At 65.9% G+C, this 17,303-nt stretch carries 33 protein-coding genes, 1 tRNA gene and 1 pseudogene; 11 read left to right on the top strand and 24 right to left on the bottom strand.

Features of this window, described 5'->3' with window-relative positions; genetic code table 11:
* Positions 1-44 precede the first annotated feature (44 nt).
* Positions 45-1,859, bottom strand: coding sequence for an excinuclease ABC subunit UvrC (uvrC, locus tag QLQ83_RS06085; RefSeq protein ID WP_282734631.1), 1,815 nt, complete (start codon positions 1,857-1,859; stop codon positions 45-47).
* Between the two features lie 72 nt (positions 1,860-1,931).
* A complete protein-coding gene (uvrY, locus tag QLQ83_RS06080; protein WP_282734630.1) occupies positions 1,932-2,579 on the bottom strand; it encodes a UvrY/SirA/GacA family response regulator transcription factor in 648 nt (215 codons plus the stop codon).
* A gap of 226 nt (positions 2,580-2,805) precedes the next feature.
* Between uvrY and QLQ83_RS06075 the strand changes: the two genes are divergently transcribed.
* A tRNA-Ala gene (locus tag QLQ83_RS06075) sits at positions 2,806-2,881 on the top strand.
* 268 nt (positions 2,882-3,149) lie between these two features.
* On the opposite strand, the gene QLQ83_RS06070 is transcribed toward QLQ83_RS06075, so the two are convergent.
* From QLQ83_RS06070 to QLQ83_RS19520, 22 genes and pseudogenes are all read right to left on the bottom strand, one after another.
* On the bottom strand, positions 3,150-3,413 hold the full coding sequence (locus tag QLQ83_RS06070) for a hypothetical protein (protein ID WP_282734629.1): 264 nt from the start codon (positions 3,411-3,413) through the stop codon (positions 3,150-3,152).
* Positions 3,414-3,416: 3 nt separating this feature from the next.
* Positions 3,417-4,550 carry a tyrosine-type recombinase/integrase gene (locus QLQ83_RS06065; RefSeq protein WP_282734628.1) on the bottom strand — a complete coding sequence of 378 codons (1,134 nt, stop codon included), beginning with the start codon at positions 4,548-4,550 and terminating at the stop codon, positions 3,417-3,419.
* Entirely contained in the window at positions 4,550-4,762 is a 213-nt protein-coding gene (locus QLQ83_RS06060) for a helix-turn-helix domain-containing protein (protein WP_282734627.1), read from the bottom strand. Before QLQ83_RS06060 ends, QLQ83_RS06065 begins: the two co-directional genes overlap by 1 nt.
* A gap of 1 nt (position 4,763) precedes the next feature.
* Complete coding sequence (locus QLQ83_RS06055) at positions 4,764-5,285, bottom strand: hypothetical protein (protein WP_282734626.1); 522 nt, start codon at positions 5,283-5,285, stop codon at positions 4,764-4,766.
* Positions 5,282-5,479, bottom strand: coding sequence for a hypothetical protein (locus tag QLQ83_RS06050; RefSeq protein WP_282734625.1), 198 nt, complete (start codon positions 5,477-5,479; stop codon positions 5,282-5,284). The genes QLQ83_RS06055 and QLQ83_RS06050 overlap by 4 nt, the downstream gene beginning before the upstream one ends.
* Complete coding sequence (locus tag QLQ83_RS06045; RefSeq protein ID WP_282734624.1) at positions 5,476-5,745, bottom strand: hypothetical protein; 270 nt, start codon at positions 5,743-5,745, stop codon at positions 5,476-5,478. Before QLQ83_RS06045 ends, QLQ83_RS06050 begins: the two co-directional genes overlap by 4 nt.
* A complete protein-coding gene (locus tag QLQ83_RS06040) occupies positions 5,742-6,005 on the bottom strand; it encodes a hypothetical protein (RefSeq protein WP_282734623.1) in 264 nt (87 codons plus the stop codon). Before QLQ83_RS06040 ends, QLQ83_RS06045 begins: the two co-directional genes overlap by 4 nt.
* Positions 6,002-6,421, bottom strand: a complete 420-nt coding sequence (locus QLQ83_RS06035; RefSeq protein WP_282734622.1) for a hypothetical protein — start codon at positions 6,419-6,421, stop codon at positions 6,002-6,004. The genes QLQ83_RS06040 and QLQ83_RS06035 overlap by 4 nt, the downstream gene beginning before the upstream one ends.
* On the bottom strand, positions 6,418-6,624 hold the full coding sequence (locus tag QLQ83_RS06030; RefSeq protein ID WP_282734621.1) for a hypothetical protein: 207 nt from the start codon (positions 6,622-6,624) through the stop codon (positions 6,418-6,420). Before QLQ83_RS06030 ends, QLQ83_RS06035 begins: the two co-directional genes overlap by 4 nt.
* Positions 6,621-6,866: a hypothetical protein gene (locus QLQ83_RS06025; RefSeq protein ID WP_282734620.1), complete on the bottom strand. Its 246-nt coding sequence runs from the start codon at positions 6,864-6,866 to the stop codon at positions 6,621-6,623. The genes QLQ83_RS06030 and QLQ83_RS06025 overlap by 4 nt, the downstream gene beginning before the upstream one ends.
* Positions 6,863-7,474, bottom strand: coding sequence for an HNH endonuclease signature motif containing protein (locus QLQ83_RS06020; protein ID WP_282734619.1), 612 nt, complete (start codon positions 7,472-7,474; stop codon positions 6,863-6,865). The genes QLQ83_RS06025 and QLQ83_RS06020 overlap by 4 nt, the downstream gene beginning before the upstream one ends.
* On the bottom strand, positions 7,474-8,079 hold the full coding sequence (locus QLQ83_RS06015; RefSeq protein ID WP_282734618.1) for a hypothetical protein: 606 nt from the start codon (positions 8,077-8,079) through the stop codon (positions 7,474-7,476). The genes QLQ83_RS06020 and QLQ83_RS06015 overlap by 1 nt, the downstream gene beginning before the upstream one ends.
* Before the next feature lie 10 nt (positions 8,080-8,089).
* Positions 8,090-8,272, bottom strand: coding sequence for a hypothetical protein (locus QLQ83_RS06010; protein WP_282734617.1), 183 nt, complete (start codon positions 8,270-8,272; stop codon positions 8,090-8,092).
* 1 nt (position 8,273) lies between these two features.
* Entirely contained in the window at positions 8,274-8,459 is a 186-nt protein-coding gene (locus QLQ83_RS06005; protein WP_282734616.1) for a hypothetical protein, read from the bottom strand.
* A gap of 11 nt (positions 8,460-8,470) precedes the next feature.
* On the bottom strand, positions 8,471-8,764 hold the full coding sequence (locus tag QLQ83_RS06000; protein WP_282734615.1) for a hypothetical protein: 294 nt from the start codon (positions 8,762-8,764) through the stop codon (positions 8,471-8,473).
* Positions 8,761-9,078: a hypothetical protein gene (locus QLQ83_RS05995; RefSeq protein WP_282734614.1), complete on the bottom strand. Its 318-nt coding sequence runs from the start codon at positions 9,076-9,078 to the stop codon at positions 8,761-8,763. Before QLQ83_RS05995 ends, QLQ83_RS06000 begins: the two co-directional genes overlap by 4 nt.
* Entirely contained in the window at positions 9,075-9,428 is a 354-nt protein-coding gene (locus QLQ83_RS05990) for a hypothetical protein (RefSeq protein ID WP_282734613.1), read from the bottom strand. Before QLQ83_RS05990 ends, QLQ83_RS05995 begins: the two co-directional genes overlap by 4 nt.
* The gene (locus QLQ83_RS05985; RefSeq protein WP_282734612.1) at positions 9,425-9,817 is read right to left on the bottom strand and encodes a response regulator transcription factor; all 393 of its coding nucleotides are present in this window, start codon (positions 9,815-9,817) and stop codon (positions 9,425-9,427) included. The genes QLQ83_RS05990 and QLQ83_RS05985 overlap by 4 nt, the downstream gene beginning before the upstream one ends.
* A 379-nt stretch (positions 9,818-10,196) precedes the next feature.
* Complete coding sequence (locus QLQ83_RS05980; RefSeq protein ID WP_282734611.1) at positions 10,197-10,484, bottom strand: STAS-like domain-containing protein; 288 nt, start codon at positions 10,482-10,484, stop codon at positions 10,197-10,199.
* Between the two features lie 38 nt (positions 10,485-10,522).
* Positions 10,523-11,491, bottom strand: a complete 969-nt coding sequence (locus QLQ83_RS05975; protein ID WP_282734610.1) for a hypothetical protein — start codon at positions 11,489-11,491, stop codon at positions 10,523-10,525.
* Positions 11,492-11,511: 20 nt separating this feature from the next.
* Positions 11,512-12,054 carry a S24 family peptidase gene (locus QLQ83_RS05970; protein WP_282734609.1) on the bottom strand — a complete coding sequence of 181 codons (543 nt, stop codon included), beginning with the start codon at positions 12,052-12,054 and terminating at the stop codon, positions 11,512-11,514.
* 30 nt (positions 12,055-12,084) lie between these two features.
* Positions 12,085-12,291 (bottom strand): annotated as a pseudogene (locus QLQ83_RS19520) (helix-turn-helix domain-containing protein); the annotation flags it as partial.
* A gap of 411 nt (positions 12,292-12,702) precedes the next feature.
* Here QLQ83_RS19520 and QLQ83_RS05965 point away from each other — a divergent pair.
* The 10 genes from QLQ83_RS05965 to QLQ83_RS05920 all read left to right on the top strand — a co-directional run bounded on the left by QLQ83_RS05965 (position 12,703) and on the right by QLQ83_RS05920 (position 17,278).
* Positions 12,703-12,990 (top strand): hypothetical protein, encoded by a 288-nt coding sequence (locus QLQ83_RS05965; protein ID WP_282734608.1) that lies wholly within the window; start codon positions 12,703-12,705, stop codon positions 12,988-12,990.
* A complete protein-coding gene (locus QLQ83_RS05960; protein ID WP_282734607.1) occupies positions 12,987-14,006 on the top strand; it encodes a DnaT-like ssDNA-binding domain-containing protein in 1,020 nt (339 codons plus the stop codon). The genes QLQ83_RS05965 and QLQ83_RS05960 overlap by 4 nt, the downstream gene beginning before the upstream one ends.
* Complete coding sequence (locus QLQ83_RS05955) at positions 13,933-14,643, top strand: replication protein P (protein ID WP_282734606.1); 711 nt, start codon at positions 13,933-13,935, stop codon at positions 14,641-14,643. Before QLQ83_RS05960 ends, QLQ83_RS05955 begins: the two co-directional genes overlap by 74 nt.
* A gap of 2 nt (positions 14,644-14,645) precedes the next feature.
* Positions 14,646-14,981, top strand: coding sequence for a hypothetical protein (locus tag QLQ83_RS05950; RefSeq protein WP_282734605.1), 336 nt, complete (start codon positions 14,646-14,648; stop codon positions 14,979-14,981).
* The gene (locus tag QLQ83_RS05945; protein ID WP_282734604.1) at positions 14,978-15,307 is read left to right on the top strand and encodes a hypothetical protein; all 330 of its coding nucleotides are present in this window, start codon (positions 14,978-14,980) and stop codon (positions 15,305-15,307) included. Before QLQ83_RS05950 ends, QLQ83_RS05945 begins: the two co-directional genes overlap by 4 nt.
* A 695-nt stretch (positions 15,308-16,002) precedes the next feature.
* Entirely contained in the window at positions 16,003-16,125 is a 123-nt protein-coding gene (locus QLQ83_RS05940) for a hypothetical protein (protein ID WP_282734603.1), read from the top strand.
* Positions 16,122-16,391: a hypothetical protein gene (locus tag QLQ83_RS05935; RefSeq protein ID WP_282734602.1), complete on the top strand. Its 270-nt coding sequence runs from the start codon at positions 16,122-16,124 to the stop codon at positions 16,389-16,391. Before QLQ83_RS05940 ends, QLQ83_RS05935 begins: the two co-directional genes overlap by 4 nt.
* The gene (locus QLQ83_RS05930) at positions 16,384-16,668 is read left to right on the top strand and encodes a hypothetical protein (RefSeq protein WP_282734601.1); all 285 of its coding nucleotides are present in this window, start codon (positions 16,384-16,386) and stop codon (positions 16,666-16,668) included. Before QLQ83_RS05935 ends, QLQ83_RS05930 begins: the two co-directional genes overlap by 8 nt.
* Positions 16,665-17,021 (top strand): hypothetical protein, encoded by a 357-nt coding sequence (locus QLQ83_RS05925; protein WP_282734600.1) that lies wholly within the window; start codon positions 16,665-16,667, stop codon positions 17,019-17,021. The genes QLQ83_RS05930 and QLQ83_RS05925 overlap by 4 nt, the downstream gene beginning before the upstream one ends.
* A complete protein-coding gene (locus QLQ83_RS05920; RefSeq protein ID WP_282734599.1) occupies positions 17,018-17,278 on the top strand; it encodes a hypothetical protein in 261 nt (86 codons plus the stop codon). Before QLQ83_RS05925 ends, QLQ83_RS05920 begins: the two co-directional genes overlap by 4 nt.
* Positions 17,279-17,303 lie beyond the last annotated feature (25 nt).

The raw sequence follows: 17,303 nt of genomic DNA, 5'->3' as shown, positions 1-17,303 counted from the left end.
GAGAGATACCGGAAACCCCCTCATTCTATCCGTCGGGGCCCGACTCATCCATGCAGGGCGCGATGAATCGTCTCGGCCATTGTGGCACTGATGCCGGGGACCCGGGCCAGCTCCTCGCGGCTGGCCTGCCTGACCCCCTGCAGGCCGCCGAAGAAGCGCAGCAGCTCGCGTCGGCGACGCGGCCCCACGCCCGGAATGTCCTGCAGGGTGGAGGTGCGCCGAGTCTTGTCGCGTCGTGCCCGATGACCGGCGATGGCGAAGCGGTGCGACTCGTCGCGGATGTGCTGGATCAGGTGCAGCGCCGGGGAGGCGCCGTCGAGGTCCAGGCTGCGGTCGACGGTCTCGACGAACAGCGTCTCGAGCCCGGCCTTGCGCGTGGTGCCCTTGGCCACGCCGAGCAGGGAGATGCCGCTCACGCCCAGTTCGGCGAACACTTCTCGGGCCATGTTCAGCTGCCCCTTGCCGCCGTCGACGATGAGGATGTCGGGGCGTTCGCCCTCGCTCTCGGTGAGGCGCTTGAAGCGGCGGGTCAGCGCCTGGCGCATGGCGGCATAGTCGTCGCCGGCGGCCACGCCCTCGATGTTGAAGCGACGATAGTCGGACTTGCGCGGCCCGTTCTCGTCGAACACCACGCAGGAGGCCACCGTGGCCTCGCCATGGCTGTGGCTGATGTCGAAGCACTCCAGGCGGCGGGGGGTGTCCTCGAGTGCCAGGGCCTCGCGCAGGGCGGCGAAGCGCTTCGAGAGCTGGGTCTGGCTGGCCAGCTGACTGGCCAACTGTTGTTCGGCGTTGGTGCGGGCCAGCTCTCGCCACTGGGCGCGATGGCCGCGGACCTGGGCGGTCAGGCGAATGCGCTTGCCGACGCGTTCGCCGAGCGCGCGGGCGATCAGGTCGGCATCCGGTACCGGGTGGCTGGTGATCACCTCGGCCGGAATCTCCCTGGCCTGGCCCAGGTAGAACTGGCTGATGAAGTCGCCGAGCAGCGCCTCCGGGCCCAGGTCGAGCCCGTTGGCCGGGGCATGGTGCCGAGCCCCCAGCAGGCGGCCCTGGCGGATCGTGAGCACCGAGATGCACAGCGCCCCGGGGCGGCTGGCCAGCGCGAAGACGTCGGCATCGCCGCCGCCGGTGTCGACGAACTGGCGCTGCTGCATCTGGCGCAGGTGCTGGACCTGGTCACGCAGGCGGGCGGCCTCCTCGAAGTCGAGACGGGCGCTGGCGACCTCCATGGCCTCGCTCAACTCGCGGGTCACCGCATCGCTCTTGCCCTCGAGGCACATCACCGCATGCTCGAGGTCGCGTCGATAGTCCGCCTCGCTGATATGGCCCACGCAGGGCGCGCTGCAGCGCTGGATCTGGTACTGCAGGCAGGGCCGGGTGCGATGAGCGAAGACGCTGTCCTCGCAGTTGCGGATGCGGAAGATCTTCTGCATCAGCGACAGGCTCTCGCGCACGGCGCCGCTGCTGGGGTAGGGGCCGAGGTAGCGGCCGTCGTCGCGGCGCACCCGCGCGCGCTTGTACTCCAGGGCGGGGAAGGGATGGCGGTCGGTGACGAAGACGAAGGGGTAGGACTTGTCGTCGCGCAGCAGGATATTGTACGGCGGGCGCAGCTCCTTGATCAGTGTCTGCTCGAGCAGCAGGGCCTCGGTCTCGCTGTTGGTCACCGTCACCTGGATGTCGGCGATGCGCCCGACCAGGGCCTGGGTCTTGGTGTTGAGCGCACCGCGGAAGTAGCTCGCCAGGCGCGCCTTGAGGCGACGCGCCTTGCCGACATAGAGGGTCTCGCCGTGCTCGTCGAGCATGCGGTAGACCCCCGGGGATTCGCTGACGCTGCTGAGGAAGTCGCGGGAATCGAAGCTCATGGAAACGGCGTGCCGGGGACGGGAAGCGTGAGGAGTCTCCATTCTACCAGATCGGGACCATCGGGAAGGCGCTCAGTCGGCGTCGCTGAAGCCGTCGACAAGGCCGTGGCGCAGGCCGAGGTGGGTCAGCTCCACATCGGAGGTCACGCCGAGCTTCTCGAAGATCCGGTAGCGGTAGGTGTTGACGGTCTTGGGGCTGAGGAACATGCGGTCGGCGATGTCGGCGACGCGCTGGCAGTTGACGACCATCATCGCGACCTGGAGCTCGCGCTGGGAGAGCTGGTCGAAGGGGTTGTCCGGCGCATCGATGCGCGACAGCACCAGCCGCTGGGCGATCTCGGGGCTGACATAGCGCTTGCCGCCGAACACGCAGTGGATCGCCTCGACCATCTCGTCGTGCTGGCAGCCCTTGCTGATGAAGCCGTGGGCGCCGGCCTCGAGCAGGCGCTGGGCGAAGGTCTCCTCGATGAAGGCCGTCAGCACCAGGATGCGGATGTCGCCGGCGAAGCGGTTGATCTTGCGGGTAGCCTCCAGGCCGCCGATCCCGGGCATGCGGATATCCATCAGCACGATGTCCGGTTCGAGCTTGCGCGCCTTGGTGATGGCCTCCTCGCCATCGGCGGCCTCACCGACCACGCGGATCCCGCGCTCGGCATTCAGCAGGTGGGCGATGCTGGTCCGTACCAGGTGATGGTCATCGGCGACGAGAACCCTGATCAACGCAGACGCTCCTGAAGACGTGGTATGTGAGTGTCGTCCCGAGACGGGGCCTGGCTAGGAAGCTGCCAACATGTCGTCCGGCTCGGTATCAGTCTTGGTAGGTTGGCACATCCCGTCCCTAAGGGGAATTGGCACAAGGCAGAAGAGTGAAAATGCCCTCATGGGGTTGACGCCTCCGGAAGGGCTGCGTAATATTCGCTCCGTTCTCGCAGGACGGGAACGACGTGGGGCCTTAGCTCAGCTGGGAGAGCGCAACACTGGCAGTGTTGAGGTCAGCGGTTCGATCCCGCTAGGCTCCACCAACAAGACGCATCGAATCAGCCGCTTAGCGCACCCCGCTAGGCGGCTTTTTCGTGTGCTGGGAAAAAACTGGGAAAATACTGGGAAAACTCCACACGGCTGGCGGCCTACTGCAGGCCTTCCGGCATGTCGATTTCGTCTCCCGGCTTGGCGAAGACCAGGGCCCGGCGTCGATCAGAGGTGTGGGGCCGAAGGCCCTGCGGACACCGCTCGGTCTGGTGTGCACCATGACATAATCCCGCCTGCCGATTGTGACAGCCCCCCGCTTAATCACGATTCTCCTCTGAATTCAGCCAGCGCACTCTTCGGGTTCTTGTGGTAGTGCTCCAGACCGCTGATCGATTCGTCGATCATGCAGTAGGTTCCTTCGGAAACCACCAGCTGCATGTCCTCACAAGGGAGGGCAGCGAAGCGCAGGCCGATGCGCTTGCTTTCGTCGATCTCGCCGTCTGACCCATAATCGCTGTAAATCACGACCGGCACGATGACGCAGCCAGCCTCAATGCAGTCTTGCCAGAACTCGATGTCGATCATCACTCACGCTCCTTTCAGTAGGGCGGCCATGCCCTTGCCCGGGCCCTTGGCTTCCTGCCAGCGGATCCCGTGACCGTCGAGATAGTGCTGGGTCATGCTCTCGTCGGCGTGGCCCATCAGCACCTGAATCTCCCCCAGGTCGGCACCGGTGTCCTCGAGCAGCTTGGAGCCGAGCGAGCGGATCTCATGAAAGGTTGGCCGTTGGCGCGGTTCCAGCCTGGCGATCTCCGGCACCTTGTCGCGCAGCCGGGCGAAGGTCTTGGATAGCATGTCGTCGGTGACGCGGCTCCAGTGATCCCGGGCCCGGGTCTCGGCGGTGATTCGCTGATGCACTCGGTGGACAATGTAGGGCGACACCGGTGGTACCAGGCGCGAGCGTTGGATGATGTCCTCGATGGCCGGCGTCAGCTCGATCGCGACGTAGGCGGTATGGCTGCGCGTGCGGGTCTTCTTCCTTATATAGCGTAGCCGCCCGTCGACGATGTGATCGTACCGGGCGGCGGCGACCTCGGCCCGGCCGAACAGACAGACTAGGGCGAGCTCCATGGCAACCTGAAACCAGGGTTCGGCCTGATCATAGATGGCCTGGAACTGCCCGGGCGTGAGGCGTCGGCGCTGTTTGGTGTAGCCGGTGTCGCTTTTGCTGGTGGGCTCGATGGGGTTGTCGTCCATCCAGCCCTTGGTGCGTGCGAACTGGAACACCTGGGCGAGTAGGGCCCGGTGGTACCGGTAGGGCTCGCCCTTGTAGTGCTCGTCCAGGTACTCGGCGCACCACCTGGTGGTGATCTGCTCGAGGGGCATGTCGCCGCGATCCTTGGCCAGGCGCGCGAGGGCATAGCGCTTGTTGGCCCGGGTGCCCGGGGCCAGTTTGCTGGCACTGTCGACGCGATCCTTCTGAAAAGCCTCGATGGCGTGCGCCAGAGTGAGCCCACTTGTGCCTTCCACACGAGCAACCAGGTCCGCACCCTTGACCAGCCGAGCATTGAGGATCCGCGCGGCCGCCTGGGCCTTTGCCTTGTCGCTGCCCATGCCGGTCTTCTTTCCGGTCACCGGGTTGCGATAGGTGTAGTACCCCGCAGACTCATAGAGGTTGGGCTCCAGCCCCCGGTACTTGCGCTTGCGCGGCCTGGCTGCCATCAGCTGGTCTCCATCTCCTTGAGCACGCTGTCGGCGAGCTCGTTTCCGGTCATCAGCTTCTCGGCGTCCAGGTCGATGAACCAGGCGCCGCCGATCTTCTTGGCCGGCAGCACTCCCTCCCGGCACCACTTGCGAATAGTGGACATCGCCGGCGGCGTGCCTGCGAAGCGCGCCTTCCGCCACTGGTCTGGATCCATCAGCTTTCCCATCATTCTAGTCTCCTGTCATCCTGCCGCCGCCGTGGCCTCGCCCAGGGCTCCCCCTCCATTCCTGTTCACGCTGAACCCACTCCGGCGGCCCCTCCTTCTGCTGGCGCTCCTTCCTTGCCTTCAGCACCTTCTTTACTTCCGGGAACGCCAGCACCTGGTCCCGCTGCTCAATGATCCGCGCCTGGCGCTGGATGATGCCGAGCGCCACGTCGGCCACCTGCCACTCGTCCGCCGGCTTCTCGCCGTCCTGCTTTACCTTCCCGAGCCCGAAGCACCCGCCGCACGGCTGGTGCTTGGCGCCTTTGATATGGTCGTGGCCGGTTCCCATGCAGACGGTGCAGGTGTCCGGCTCGATCGGCTGCCAGTTCTGCTCCCAGTCCTTCGCTGTGGTCGCGGTCTCGATCTCGCGGTCGATGTCGCGATAGACGACGATCATCTGCGCATCCAGCGAGGTGTCGCCGTTGTAGTGGGCGAGCATCGCGTAGCGGCCGCCCTGGGTCTTGTGGGTGTGGGTAGGCTGGGTCATGAGCCGACTCCCATCGCCCAGGCGCCGGCCCTGACCATGGCAAAGACGATCGCGGCGATCACCAGCCCGCCGACGAAGCCGATGGCGCCGCCGAGAGCCCTGTCACGGCCATGGGCAAAGGCGGGGTCGCTGGCGAGCCACAGGGTACAGAGCACGACGATGCCGACGCAGATGGCGGGAAGCCAGGTGGTCATGATGCGCCTCCCTGCTCCTGGCCCCGCTGATCGCGGCGCGCTCGTGCCGCCGCGCGACTTGCCTTGCCTGCCAGGCTGGCGCTCTCCTTCTGCGACATCGACGGCGTGTTCAAGGCTTCTTCCAGCGACATGCGTTTGAGGCGGGGGTACACCATGCCCGGGTTCACGCCTTTCGCCCTACAGCGGCCAGCAACCGAGTTCGGGTCTCGCATCGAGCGCTTGCTCTGGTTTTTGGTGATGGGCGTGTCGTACTGATTCCGCTTCATGATTCGAACTCCTCTTCCGCCGGGAGCTGCCCCCGCAGGATCTTGAACAGCTCTCCTAGAAGCTGCTCGCGGTCGTCGAAGTGAGTCGGGCACAGCCGGCCGATCGCGGCGAGCTTTGCCGTTGCTTCATCTCGCTGGCGCTCGACCTCGCGGTATTGCTGCACCAGGTTGGCCAGCCCATCGGCATCGAGGGACAGCGCGGCATCAGGGCGACGGGCGGCGATCAGCTCCTTGAGGCGGTTGAAGTCGATGCTGGTCATGCTTTCTCTCCTGCAAGTTCGAACCTCGGGTGCCAACCCCGGTAATCCGGGCTCTTGGGATCGGGTGAGCCGTAGTAGCGCTTGCTCTCCAGGATCTCGCCGGTGAGCACCAGATAGCGCAGGTGGCTGAACATGATTTCGGCGGCATCCCATACGCTCTCGAGTTGCGCGGCCCGACGCCTGGCCAGAATCTCCCCATACTCCAGCCGGCCACCGGCGAGCTGGTGCCGGATCCAGTCGAGCGCGCCCTGGTCATAGGGCCGGAGCGTCCAGTCGGCCATGATGCTGTCGCGGGCCCACCAGCCCTCCTGCCAGCCCTTCGCCTCGTGGTTGAAGGTGGGGCCCTCGTGAATGCCGCGTGGCGGCTCGGCAGGGGTATCGGCGAAGAGGTCTGGCGTCAGTGCAGCAGCGTTCACGATTCCACCTCCATCTGCTTCGCGGCCTTTCGGAGAATGGATCCGGCCACCTTGCGCCGGCTGGCCTGGCCTTCCTTGCCGCGTAGGGCTATGAGCAGATCCAGTGCGAGCGTCGCAGCTTCGGCGGTGCGGTGGTCCAGCATCCCCTCCAGGGTGATCTTGCAGTCGTGGGCGCTGGTGCTGATCAGGCTGTTGATGTTCACTCCTCACCTCCCAGGCGCTTGGTGCCGTCATGGGGCAGGAAGTCGGTGCCCTTGGTCTGCTTGGTGGCCTTGAGGTACTCCACCTCTACCTTGGCGCTGCCGATCACGGTGCCGGCGACGTCGCTGATGGCGCGGGCACGGCTGATCTCGGCCTGCAGCTCCTCGCCCTGGAGCGACTCGTCGCCCAGGCGCTCGAGTTCGGCGAACAGGTGATTGCGGAGATCCTCGATCTTGTTCTTCATGCCTGCTTCCTCCGGCGGTTGATCTTGCGGGTGATGGCGCCACGCAGCTGTACGATCCGGGCCAGCTCCGGCGGCAGGTTGGTGTGGTGGCTGTTACGCCGCATCAGCTCGGCGCGGCTGACCAGCTCCAGATTGGCCGGGTCGAAGTTGCGCAGGTTGCCGTCGCGGAACACCAAGGCGTGCCCCTTGGGGACCGCCTCGCCGGTATGCTCCTCCCACACCAGGTGGTGAACGGGGCGATAGTCGCGGGGCGTGTAGCCGGTGTCGGTGACCTTGCGCTGCAGATAGCCTTCCTTCGAGACGCGCTCGTGACCGATCGGCTGCCAGGTGTGGGGGCGGTGACCCTTCGGAAAGTGCCCCTTGCCGCCGCTGAGGTCGAGCCCCTTCATGCCCTTGTTCCAGACCTGTTGCCCAGTGCGAAACTGGCCGGGACCGGTGGCCATATAGGCCTCGCTCTTGTGCAGGCCCATCTTGATCGCCTGGTTCTGGATGCTGGATTCGCTGCGCCCGAAGATCTTCGCCAGGGTTGCGTTGCTGTCGTCCGGGTAGAGATCACGCAGCAGAACCGCGTCCTCATCGCTCCAGGGCTTGCCGGTATTGCGTGGCATCAGGCGGCCCTCCCTTGAACTCTGGCTCTGGCCCGCTCGCGCTGGGCCTTGAGAGAGCGCATCCGGCCACGGCGCTGCTGGGCGTTGAGGCGCATCTCCTTTCTCACGCTGGCCGGCATACCCTTGATGCGGGTATGGATGGCGTTGCGGCTGATCCGGTATCCCAGGGCGCGCAGCCGGCTCTCGATCTGCGGCACCGTCATGCGCTCCACCTGGATACAGTCGAGGATGATCGGCTCGATCTCTGGCCAGTCCTTGCGGTTGTGGCCACGGCGGGCCGGGTCGGTCAGGCCGATGCGGGCCATGGCGCCGCGCACCTGGTTATAGCTGCGCCCCATCTGCTCGCCGATCTGGTCCTTGGTCAGGCCCTGGGCCACCAGCGCCTCGAGGCGGTCGTAGTCGGCGCGGCTCCATACCACCCCGCTTCCGATGGGGCGCCGGCCCAGCTCGCGGGCCAGCTGGTAGTGCTCCGCCGCGCCCCGGATGCTGCGATAGGTGCGGCCCATGCGCTGGGCGATGGCGTTGTAGGTGAGGCCCTCGACTATCAACTGGCGCAGTTGGGCGACCTCTTCGGGAGACCAGGGGCGGCGGGTGCGTTTCGCCATGATGTTCTCCTCAGCGATGCCCGAGCCGCTTGGCTCGACGAGTGGCCCGGCGCTTGGCGGCCCGGCGTTGATCCTGGGCGACGGTGCGATGGCGGCCACCGTTGCGGGTGGGCGCTGGCGCTGGGCCTTTTAATTGGCGCATCAGGTCGCTGCTGAAGCTGGCGCCCAGGGCGGCGGCGATTTTCTGGAGCATGTCAGCAGTCCTCTTCTTCCAGTTCTTTCTTCACCACCGGCCAGCATCGCGGGCAGTAGTGGTTGAAGCCATCGTGCGGATCGGTATGCCAGCCTGCCGCGCTGACCGAAGAGTCGTAGGCGTCCTCGATCTCGCATTCGTTGCAGCAGCTGCGGCCATCGCAGCGGACGATTGTCTCGATCGTCATGACCTTCTCCTTCAATTCCGCGCCAGCTGGCGCTCGGTGGTGATGGCAGGCGCAGCCGGGCGCATCCCGGGGCAGTCCTCGGCGGCGCGCTTGTCGTAGTCCGGGTGGCCGGTGCGCCTGTTGAGCGGCACGCCTCGGGCAACTTGTGCGCCCCAGATGGCCACGCTCGTGCAGTAGTCCTCGAGGCTGGCGCGCTCAACCTGTCGGTCTGTGGCGGCCATCCAGCCCAGGGCGTGGACGATTCGGGCGCCTGCAGCAGCGACGACGAGGATCAGCAGGGCGCAAATCAGGGCGCGGCGAATCATGCGGCTGCCCTCCCGTGCAGGGTGATGCTGCCCTCTGTGGCCATGGCGGTAAGCAGGCTCACCAGGCAGTCGCGGGCCTCGCCGGCGCTGGCATGCGGCCGGGCGGTGTGGATCACCACCAGGGTGCGCGTGGCCGGCAGGCGGAAGGCGGGGCGCCAGCCGATGCTGTGCCCGATGGTCAGCACCGGCACGGCGCAGAGCTCAGTGCAGGGATCGACCCCGTGATGCGTCATGGCGTGCTGGCGCCATGCAGTGGCGAGGTCGTGAACAGGCACGCTGTACAGGGCCTGGCTGCTGGGGAGGGGGCGGTTCATTGCGCATCCTCCCCGAGCAGCTGCATCAGGTCGGCGGCGGCATTGCCTAGCTCGGCCTGCACGTCGCGCAGGACCATCTCGTCTCCGCCGGCGGGGATCTCGATCAAGTAGCGGGGCGTGCGCTCGATGCCGGGGCGCCAGTGGTTTTCCCGCGCACAGCCCGCAATGGTCAGTTGCTGCACGCCACTGCGCTGGCCGAACAGGTCCAGGTGGATCAGGTGCTGGCCCTGCAGGTTGATGGCCAGCGCCAGTTCCTGAAGGTGCTGCAGCTGGACGAGCATCCCGCTGGTGATGCCGTGGGTGGCAAAGGTGCCGATCATGCGCTGGGCGGTGCTGGTCTGCGGAATCATGCGTAGATACTCCCTGTGTCACGGCGGCTGATGACGCGGCTGGCGCTGACTTGCGTCCTGGTGCGGGTGGGCTGGCGGATGCGGAGGCCCTCGCCGGAGAGGTCGGCCAGCATCAGTGCCAGTGCCAACGGTGCAATCCAGCCGCGGCGCATGGCGCGAGCCACGGCATCGGTGGCGCGGTTGGCGCGCAGCCGGTAGTAGGCGGCCTCGGCGGTGCTCTTGATCGAGGCGGGGGAGACACCGCGCAGCTTGGCGATCTCCTTCTGGGTCATCCCGGCGGCCAGGCCGGCGAGGAGCTCGGCCTCGCGGCGAGTGGGTAGCCCCATGCAGCGGGTGCCGATCCGGCAGCGCCAGCCGGCGAACTCGATGGTGGTAGGTGCGTTGGCCATGTATGTCCCCCCGTGTCGTTGTCTTGTGAACTCAATATGTACCAAAGGTACATTGCAGTCAAGTACCAATGGTTCATTAAGTTCAGCAAGGCACAAAAAAACCGCCTCGGTGGGCGGGGGCGTACAGGGGCTGTGGTCGATGGATTACAGGCGGGGTGGGCTGGCAGCTACATCAGAGCGCTACGGGGTGCGTCATGCTGGAGGCGTGATGCATGCCGCACGCGGCACTGCCGCCCATGGAGGAAACGCCGCGTCACGCCCTGCCCCGCGCCCTGGTCATGGATGGCCGGGGCGTTTTCGTTGGTGGAGGGTAGGGCAGGTACGAAAAACCCGCCTTGGTGGGCGGGTTCGTGTGCCTCAGGCCTGGGCGTTCAGCTGGTCAGGCAGCGTTGGCGGGCATTCGATGCTGGATAGCCAAGCCGATGGCGCGCGCTACGGTGGAGCTAGCGCCTTGCACCTTGATGGTGGTTTTCAGTGCCTGGGCACCGTAGCGTTGCGTGAAGATGCCAAACAGTTCATCGGCATAGGACCCGGACAGCGAAATGACGTCGCTGTAATCCAGAATTACCGTCTCTCCCTGGCGAGCGAGGGTCTCGATCTGGGCTCGTTCCTTCGCGGCAGTCGTGCGGTTAGCCAAGGAGCCTTTATATTTCAGTGTCTTGGTCATGGTTGTGCTCCCTTCAAATGCGGCTTGGTGAGAGCGTTTCATATCAGTATGTCGCCCAGGAGATTCTGCACATCATCCTGCAGCGGCTCTTCTTCGATGGGTTTACCAAGCTCGCTGATCTGTAATCTACACGCGATGGCTACACCTTGCCAGTGTGGCACCGCAACAAAGTTGCCAACGCTTACTGCATCACGAGTGTGAGGATTGGAGATCAGCACCGCCTGGCCTGATGCGACCCACAGGGTGCCGCTGTATGCTCTGGTCAGCTCCACCAGCTTAGCCAGCCCCAGCCCCTGATGGTGATTTCCGTCATGTCTAACATAGACATCCGGCGCATCACCGAAGGGGTTTCCTATGGCATCCTCGGGTTGCTGCTGAGCGAACTCGTCGACTTCCACATCCTTGGTCGAATGCCTGGGTTCCAAACACCATCGAATCGCTGTCTCATCGTCTGTGACACCAGGTACAGCGGTTCGTTGGCACTCACGGAGAAAACCCTGCCCGGCATCAGTGATGGCAAACTCGATGACGAGTTCCCGACCCATGTAGCGCCAATTCTGCGCCATGGAGTAGCCAACACCATCGGCATGGGCGCGCACGTTGTCGTGCAGCTCGCCAATGACGTCACATAGGTTGCGAATGCCGGGCAGGTCATCACCCACCTGCCGCAGAATGCAGTTGCTGGTTTCTGAGGTGGCCTTGTCGACGTCGTCTGCCGTCTCAAGCAGCTGCATGGGGCTGTAGTTGGTGCCCTGATTGGTGCGGACCAAATGGTAACCGTCGACACCGGTCAGCAGATAGGGCACTTGCATCGCCTCGAAATAGCGCTCATGCAAGTCGGGATTTCGGTATGTGAGGCGGGTGATACCACGCACATGTCCAAGGCAGGTGGCCGTTGCGATAAAGCCGGGGGTCAGGAAGCCGTCCGGGATGATCAGCTCGCCTCCCTGCTCTGGAGCGATGCCACCCTGATCTTTAATGGCGGCGATGATGCCTTTCTGTGCCATCGATCCTCCTTGAACGCAGGTCAGTCAAATACCTCCCACCAGAACACGCGGCCGATGATCCGCGGGGCATCCTCGCCCATCAGGCTGCAGATCTCCTCGGGGTACTCGTCGGCGTTGTCGCTGACCAGGCGGACCTTGCCCAGGGGCAGCTTGTATAGCCGCTTCACACGCAGCATACCGCCATGGTCCAGGGCGTAGATCTTGCCGTCGATGACATGCCGGCAGCCCTTGTCGATGGCGATCGGGGAGCCGTCGGCGATGGTGGGCTCCATCGAGGAGCCCGACGCCGTGGCGCAGGCGCCGTTCTGTGGCTGCACGCCAGCACGCGCCAGGCGGGGCAGGCTGAAGCGAACGGAGTTTCCGTGGTTCTCGATCACTTGGGTGCGGCCGTCGCCAGCGGAGAACTCTACCTCGCGAAAGCAGGGCAGCTCGACCTCGTCGGGGCGCAGCGGCCCGTCGTCCTCCACGATCTCGGTGTCGTGGAGCACCATGTCGTCGACCCGACGATTCGGCATTGGAGACACGCCCTCAGGCAGCTCGGCGGCGCTTTCTGAGGAGGTCATGGGTCCTTTGCCGTAGTCCAGCCATTCTTCGCGCACCCTTAGGGCGTTGGCGATCAGCATCAGCTTGTCGTGACCAGGACGCGCCTCGCCGTTAAGCCACTTGCTCGCAGCCTTGGGAGTAACACGGGCCAGCCTGGCCAGGCGCGCGCCTTCTCCACGCCCAGACTGGCCGGCGTATTCGAGGGCTTTCTTGAGGCGGGCGCTGAACTCAGCCCGTGAATCATCGCTGTGAACCATGCGTTCAATGATGGCAGTGCTTGCGTGTACTTTCAGTTCCGCCATAATATGTACCGTGGGTACACAACACAGGAGCAAGTACATGAGCGCCCTGCGCGATGCAATCGACAAGTTGGGAGGCGTCACAGAATGTGCCCGGGTCTGTGGGATCACTCCGCGCGGGGTCTACAAATGGCTTCAGCGCGATTCACTACCCCGTACCGAGTACACCGGCGAGACCTCCTATGCCCGGCGCATGGCTGACGCTAGCCAGGGCGCCTTCACAGCTGAGTGGCTTCTGGAGAATGCGACGCCATTCGCTTCCGACTCTCCGCCTACTGACACCCCAAAGGTTACACCCGGCCGGGCCACGGCAACGACGCCCTGACCGGGGTGGTGATCCATACAGGTATTCAGGAGCAGGGGGATTTCATGGAAGCAGCACAGCAGATGCCGACCGACGACACGAGCCGGCACGACCTGATCACTGCGGCGAGCCGCGCGGCCTTCCAGATCGAAGCCGCCGAGCGCCGTGGCGATGCCCGGGAGGAGGCCCGTCAGCGGGTGATCTACCACACCACCCAGGCGGAACTGCTGGCGCGGACCCTGGCCTATGACCGGGACGCGCAAGCGCAGATCGCCAGGAACCAGCAGGACCACCGGCGCAAGGCCGAGGCCTACCAGCGCGAGCTCGACAGGCTCGAAGGGCAGGGCACATGACCTGCATCACCGCTGCCATGCTGCCGAGCCTGCTGGGCCGCCCGGTGGCCTACCAGCCGGTGTTCACCCGCTTGCCCGGGGTGACCGTGCAGGGCGCCATCTTCCTCAGCCAGGCGCTGTTCCTGTGCGGCACGCCGACTGCCCGCAAGCGGGATGGCTGGTTCTGGAAGGAGCAGCAGGGCGACCACGACAGCTGGGAAGCCGAGACCGGCATGAGCGCCAAGCAGCAGGTGACGGCTCGCCGCCAGCTGGTGGCGATCGGGGTGATCGAGGAGATCCGCAAGGGCGTGCCGGCGAAGACCTGGTACCGGGTGAATTCCGAGGTGCTGGCGCTTCGACTGGCCGAGGTGCTGGCCGAGGAGGAGGTGCCGGAACAGCCCGTAACCCCCGCCACTGGCCAGAATCTCCCATCGGGAGAATCTGAAAACGCCCAACCGGAGAAACAAGAATCGCCGGAGGGGAGTGCACAGAACCGCCCGAATGGAGATTTCTTACAGAGACTACAACAGAGAGGTACCCCCTCTCTCTCTGGCGCGGACGCGAGCGATGCGCCGAACGTGTTCGACCGTGCCGATGGCCTGAGCGACGACGGCCAGCCCCTAGGCGACCCCACCGACCCGCTGCCGCCCCTGGCCGGCCATGGCGAGCGCAAGCAGCCGATGACCCTGGACTGGGAGCCGGACATGCCGACCTGGCAGCGCGCCTGCTTCGACCGTGGCCTGCCGGTGGACGCCGATGTCTCGATTGCCCTGATCGACTTCCGCGAGCACTACGCCGCCCAGCCCGGGCGCACCCATACCCCAGCCGACTGGACCCGCCGCTTCGCCAAGTGGGTCCACGAGAACCTGCAGCGCCAGGCTGCCCCGCCCGCCGCCACCGGAGGTGACCATGCAAACCGCCGCCAACGTACTCCAGCACGTCGTCTCACCGCAGCAGAGGCGCGTGAACGTGACCGACGCGCCCACGAGCAGCCTGCAGGGCGAATCTACGACGGCCAGTGCGCCGGAACTCGCTGAGCAGGACATGGACCTGGTGTTCGATGCCATGGGCCAGCTGTTCGGGGCCAAGTTCTCCAGCCAGTGGGGCAGCTACGACGCCGATGGCGCCTGGCTGGCCGAGCTCTCCCACCTGAGCCGGCGCCACCTGGAGCTGGGGATCTCCCGGCTGCGCCAGCAGGTGCGCGAGGCGGCCCGCTCTGGCGACGAGGCCTGGCCGCCCCAGCCGGTCGCCTTCGCCGCGCTGTGCGAGCCGCGCCCCGAGGACCTGGGCATGCCGGCCGTGACCGAGGCGTGGCGCGAGGCAGCGGGCCATGCCCACGACCCCGCCGGGCACCGCTGGCGCCATGAGGCGGTGCGCCTGGCCGGTGCCGCGGTGGGCTGGTGGGAGATCACCCATGTGCAGCCCAGCCGGGTGGAGCGTCTCGAGCGCCGCTTCGCTCGGGAGTACACGGCACTGATCAACCGGGTGATGGCCGGCGAGGACCTGACACCCCGCCAGCTGCTCGAGCACGACGGCAGCCGCAGCGCCGCCGAGATGGCCGAACGCGCAGGGCGCGAGGTCGCCCAGCAACAGGCAGAGGCCGCCGGCCTGCCGCATGCCATGAACGCCGACCAGGGGCTTCGCTCCCTGCGCGCGGCACTGGGGAGGGACTGACCATGACTGCACTGGCACAACCCACCAGCAACGAGATCAAGCGCGAGGGGCTGGACCACGCCCGCCGCTCCGGTCGCACCGCCCACCAGCAGATCCGCATCCTGCGCACGCTGTACTGGCAAACCATCGGCGAAGGCGCGACCCGGCAGGATCTCGCCGAGGCCTTGGAGCTGGCGCTCTCCAGCGTCTGCGGGCGCTGCGCGGAGCTCGCGGACCTGGAGCTGATCGCGCCGATCGGCACCGTGGGCAAGCCGGCCCGACAGGTGCTGGGCATCACCGACAAGGGCATCGACCACCTGCTGGCGCTTACCACTCCCGCACAGGAGGCCACCGCATGAAACCGATCGACCTGGAGAACGCCATCCTGATCGCCCTGCGCCGCTGCGGCGGCCAGGCCGGCAGCGACGGCGCCACCGTGGGCAGGCTGCACCGGCTGCTCGCCCAGGGCTATGCCAAGACGCCGAGCTGGCGCGACGTGGCCACCACCGTGATCCGCCTCGGGCGCATGGGACTGGTGCGCCTGGTGGGGGAGGAGACCATCGGGGAGGACTGCCACCCGCTCTACGCCCTGAGCCCTGCCGGGGTCCGCGCCGCCCACACCGCCCGCATCCAGCAGCACAACGCGGGCGTGCTGAACGAGGAAGTCGATCATGGCTGTGCGTGAAGGAGTCCAGCGTGTTCAAGAGACGGGCGGGAAGTGCAGACACTGCGGCTTTTTGTATCGCCGGCCAGCGGCCGACCCGACCCCGCCGGATCGCTGCCAGCGGTGTCACGAGGAGATTGAGGCTTTGGGGCTGGCGTCCGAGTGGAATGGGAAGGGGCAGCCTCCGGTGGGGTGTAAGTGCGAGGCAAGGGTAATGGATGAAGGGGTCTGGTGCGCCTGGAAGCCAGTAGAAGTGTGTGGGTACCACCAAGGCCATGTCTGGTTTAAATGCTGGAGGAAATACTTCTCCGGCGAGGCTCGGCTCATTGAATTCCGGCCCCTTCGTTCAGCCGCCCAGCTGGCAGAGGATCAGGCGGTGGATGCTATGTATGGCGCCATGATTCCTGTTCCTGATGAGTCATGCATGAGCGAGTGCGCACGCGCTATCTACCGTGCCATCCGCGCCGGCAAGATTCCGGGCGTGAAGCTTGAAGCCGCCGCCCGGGATCGTGGGGAGGTGACGGCATGACCACCAGTGCACCCCTTCGCCGCCCCAGCACTCGCCGCTGTGTGCTTTGTGGCCACCAGCGCCCGCTGGGCCATTTCTCCGAGCAGGTCTCCCTCGATCGCGATCTGCAACGCTGGCACCGCATCGAGCACGACGCCTGCCGGGCATGCCGTGCAGGCACCAGCTCTGCACCCGGGAGGGCCTTTCGATGACACCACTGATCAATGCCGGGCTGTTGCTGGTCATCGCCGGAGTGTCGATCGCCCTGGGCCTGACGCTCTACCAGATCCACCGCGAGATCGTCGGCTTCGATGAGGACAACCGCCCATGACCATCACCCTGGATCCTGACCGGCAGGTACTTCGCGCGCTGGCGGACCGCATCAACTTCGAGAGCACCACCCGGCTCGACGTCATCATGGCGCACGTCAGGCATACCGAGATGACCTGGGGCGAGGCCGAGGAGACCCTTCGGCGCCTGCAGATGCTCGGCTGTGTGCGATCTCTGAGCCCCGGGCACTGGTTCATCACCCGCGAGGGGCTCGCCACCCTGCGCCAGCATCTGGAGGCACTGGCCCGGGAGGCGTGCGATGGATGACACGCCCAAGGGAGGCACGCTGGCGCGCCAGGCCGCCATGCTCTGCGAGCTGCCGGTGTTCGGGCTCTACCTGGACCAGCGCCGCCGCTGGCGCCAGGGCCTGAGCCCCGCCCAGCTGCCGGATGGCACCCACACCCCGGAGGATGCCGCCGATGCCCTGCGCCAGGCATGCGGCATCGAGAGCCGCGCCGAACTGGACCACAACGACCAGGCCGCGGCGATGTACAAGCGCATCGCCGGCGACTTCAACCGCTGGAAGAGGAGGGCGGGAATTTGATCAGCAAACGAGCTTCCATCATCGCCGCGGGACTGGCCTTGATGACGCATGTCGCCATCTGGGCATACCCGGTGGCACCTACCGGGGTGGACAACCTCGCCGGCTTCTTCGCCTGGGCCATGGCGATCCTGACATTGATCGTGGCTGTGGCCTGGATCTTCCAGCCACCTGACGAGTCGGGCTGGGAGTGGCCGAGGCCGATCAAGATGGTGTTGCGCGTCTCCTATTGGGGCGGCCAGTTGTGGCTGATCTATCACGGCAGCTTCGTCCTCGCTGCGCTTTTCATGACGGGCAGCGTCATCGGTCGGCTGGCGAAGGCGGCCCATGAAGAGCAGGCGCGAGGTGATGCATGACCGAGGCCAATCACCCGACCGAGGACCAGGCCCGGGCCCTGGTCGATGATTTCCGGTTCTGTGAGTTCCTCGATGCTATCGCCTCGCTGCGCAACGGCTGGCCACATAGCCGCTATAGCGCCCGGCGCTGGCTCGAGGACCAGTGCGAGATCGAGAGCCTGGGCTATCTCGCCACCGACCCGGCGGCGGCAGCTGCCTTCGACGAGATCTCCCGGCGTTTCGCCGCCTGGGACCGCAATGGGGAGCTGGAGATATGACGACGCCACGCAGGAAGAAGGTGCC

The organism is Halomonas rhizosphaerae (genome assembly GCF_030010555.1).
In the GTDB taxonomy this organism is placed as follows: Bacteria; Pseudomonadota; Gammaproteobacteria; order Pseudomonadales; family Halomonadaceae; genus Halomonas; species Halomonas rhizosphaerae.
The sequence above is the reverse complement of the archived record's forward strand: the minus strand, read 5'-3'. Positions and strand labels throughout refer to the sequence as shown.

Excerpts from the sequence above, each read along its gene's own strand:
- uvrC (WP_282734631.1), bottom strand. The coding sequence starts at position 1,859 with ATGAGCTTCGATTCCCGCGACTTCCTCAGCAGCGTCAGCGAATCCCCG.
- QLQ83_RS06070 (WP_282734629.1), bottom strand. The coding sequence starts at position 3,413 with ATGATCGACATCGAGTTCTGGCAAGACTGCATTGAGGCTGGCTGCGTC.
- QLQ83_RS06065 (WP_282734628.1), bottom strand. The coding sequence starts at position 4,550 with ATGGCAGCCAGGCCGCGCAAGCGCAAGTACCGGGGGCTGGAGCCCAAC.
- QLQ83_RS06060 (WP_282734627.1), bottom strand. The coding sequence starts at position 4,762 with ATGATGGGAAAGCTGATGGATCCAGACCAGTGGCGGAAGGCGCGCTTC.
- QLQ83_RS06055 (WP_282734626.1), bottom strand. The coding sequence starts at position 5,285 with ATGACCCAGCCTACCCACACCCACAAGACCCAGGGCGGCCGCTACGCG.
- QLQ83_RS06050 (WP_282734625.1), bottom strand. The coding sequence starts at position 5,479 with ATGACCACCTGGCTTCCCGCCATCTGCGTCGGCATCGTCGTGCTCTGT.
- QLQ83_RS06045 (WP_282734624.1), bottom strand. The coding sequence starts at position 5,745 with ATGAAGCGGAATCAGTACGACACGCCCATCACCAAAAACCAGAGCAAG.
- QLQ83_RS06040 (WP_282734623.1), bottom strand. The coding sequence starts at position 6,005 with ATGACCAGCATCGACTTCAACCGCCTCAAGGAGCTGATCGCCGCCCGT.
- QLQ83_RS06025 (WP_282734620.1), bottom strand. The coding sequence starts at position 6,866 with ATGAAGAACAAGATCGAGGATCTCCGCAATCACCTGTTCGCCGAACTC.
- QLQ83_RS06020 (WP_282734619.1), bottom strand. The coding sequence starts at position 7,474 with ATGCCACGCAATACCGGCAAGCCCTGGAGCGATGAGGACGCGGTTCTG.
- QLQ83_RS06015 (WP_282734618.1), bottom strand. The coding sequence starts at position 8,079 with ATGGCGAAACGCACCCGCCGCCCCTGGTCTCCCGAAGAGGTCGCCCAA.
- QLQ83_RS06010 (WP_282734617.1), bottom strand. The coding sequence starts at position 8,272 with ATGCTCCAGAAAATCGCCGCCGCCCTGGGCGCCAGCTTCAGCAGCGAC.
- QLQ83_RS06005 (WP_282734616.1), bottom strand. The coding sequence starts at position 8,459 with ATGACGATCGAGACAATCGTCCGCTGCGATGGCCGCAGCTGCTGCAAC.
- QLQ83_RS06000 (WP_282734615.1), bottom strand. The coding sequence starts at position 8,764 with ATGATTCGCCGCGCCCTGATTTGCGCCCTGCTGATCCTCGTCGTCGCT.
- QLQ83_RS05995 (WP_282734614.1), bottom strand. The coding sequence starts at position 9,078 with ATGAACCGCCCCCTCCCCAGCAGCCAGGCCCTGTACAGCGTGCCTGTT.
- QLQ83_RS05990 (WP_282734613.1), bottom strand. The coding sequence starts at position 9,428 with ATGATTCCGCAGACCAGCACCGCCCAGCGCATGATCGGCACCTTTGCC.
- QLQ83_RS05985 (WP_282734612.1), bottom strand. The coding sequence starts at position 9,817 with ATGGCCAACGCACCTACCACCATCGAGTTCGCCGGCTGGCGCTGCCGG.
- QLQ83_RS05980 (WP_282734611.1), bottom strand. The coding sequence starts at position 10,484 with ATGACCAAGACACTGAAATATAAAGGCTCCTTGGCTAACCGCACGACT.
- QLQ83_RS05975 (WP_282734610.1), bottom strand. The coding sequence starts at position 11,491 with ATGGCACAGAAAGGCATCATCGCCGCCATTAAAGATCAGGGTGGCATC.
- QLQ83_RS05970 (WP_282734609.1), bottom strand. The coding sequence starts at position 12,054 with ATGACCTCCTCAGAAAGCGCCGCCGAGCTGCCTGAGGGCGTGTCTCCA.
- QLQ83_RS05965 (WP_282734608.1), top strand. The coding sequence starts at position 12,703 with ATGGAAGCAGCACAGCAGATGCCGACCGACGACACGAGCCGGCACGAC.
- QLQ83_RS05960 (WP_282734607.1), top strand. The coding sequence starts at position 12,987 with ATGACCTGCATCACCGCTGCCATGCTGCCGAGCCTGCTGGGCCGCCCG.
- QLQ83_RS05950 (WP_282734605.1), top strand. The coding sequence starts at position 14,646 with ATGACTGCACTGGCACAACCCACCAGCAACGAGATCAAGCGCGAGGGG.
- QLQ83_RS05945 (WP_282734604.1), top strand. The coding sequence starts at position 14,978 with ATGAAACCGATCGACCTGGAGAACGCCATCCTGATCGCCCTGCGCCGC.
- QLQ83_RS05940 (WP_282734603.1), top strand. The coding sequence starts at position 16,003 with ATGACACCACTGATCAATGCCGGGCTGTTGCTGGTCATCGCCGGAGTG.
- QLQ83_RS05935 (WP_282734602.1), top strand. The coding sequence starts at position 16,122 with ATGACCATCACCCTGGATCCTGACCGGCAGGTACTTCGCGCGCTGGCG.
- QLQ83_RS05930 (WP_282734601.1), top strand. The coding sequence starts at position 16,384 with ATGGATGACACGCCCAAGGGAGGCACGCTGGCGCGCCAGGCCGCCATG.
- QLQ83_RS05920 (WP_282734599.1), top strand. The coding sequence starts at position 17,018 with ATGACCGAGGCCAATCACCCGACCGAGGACCAGGCCCGGGCCCTGGTC.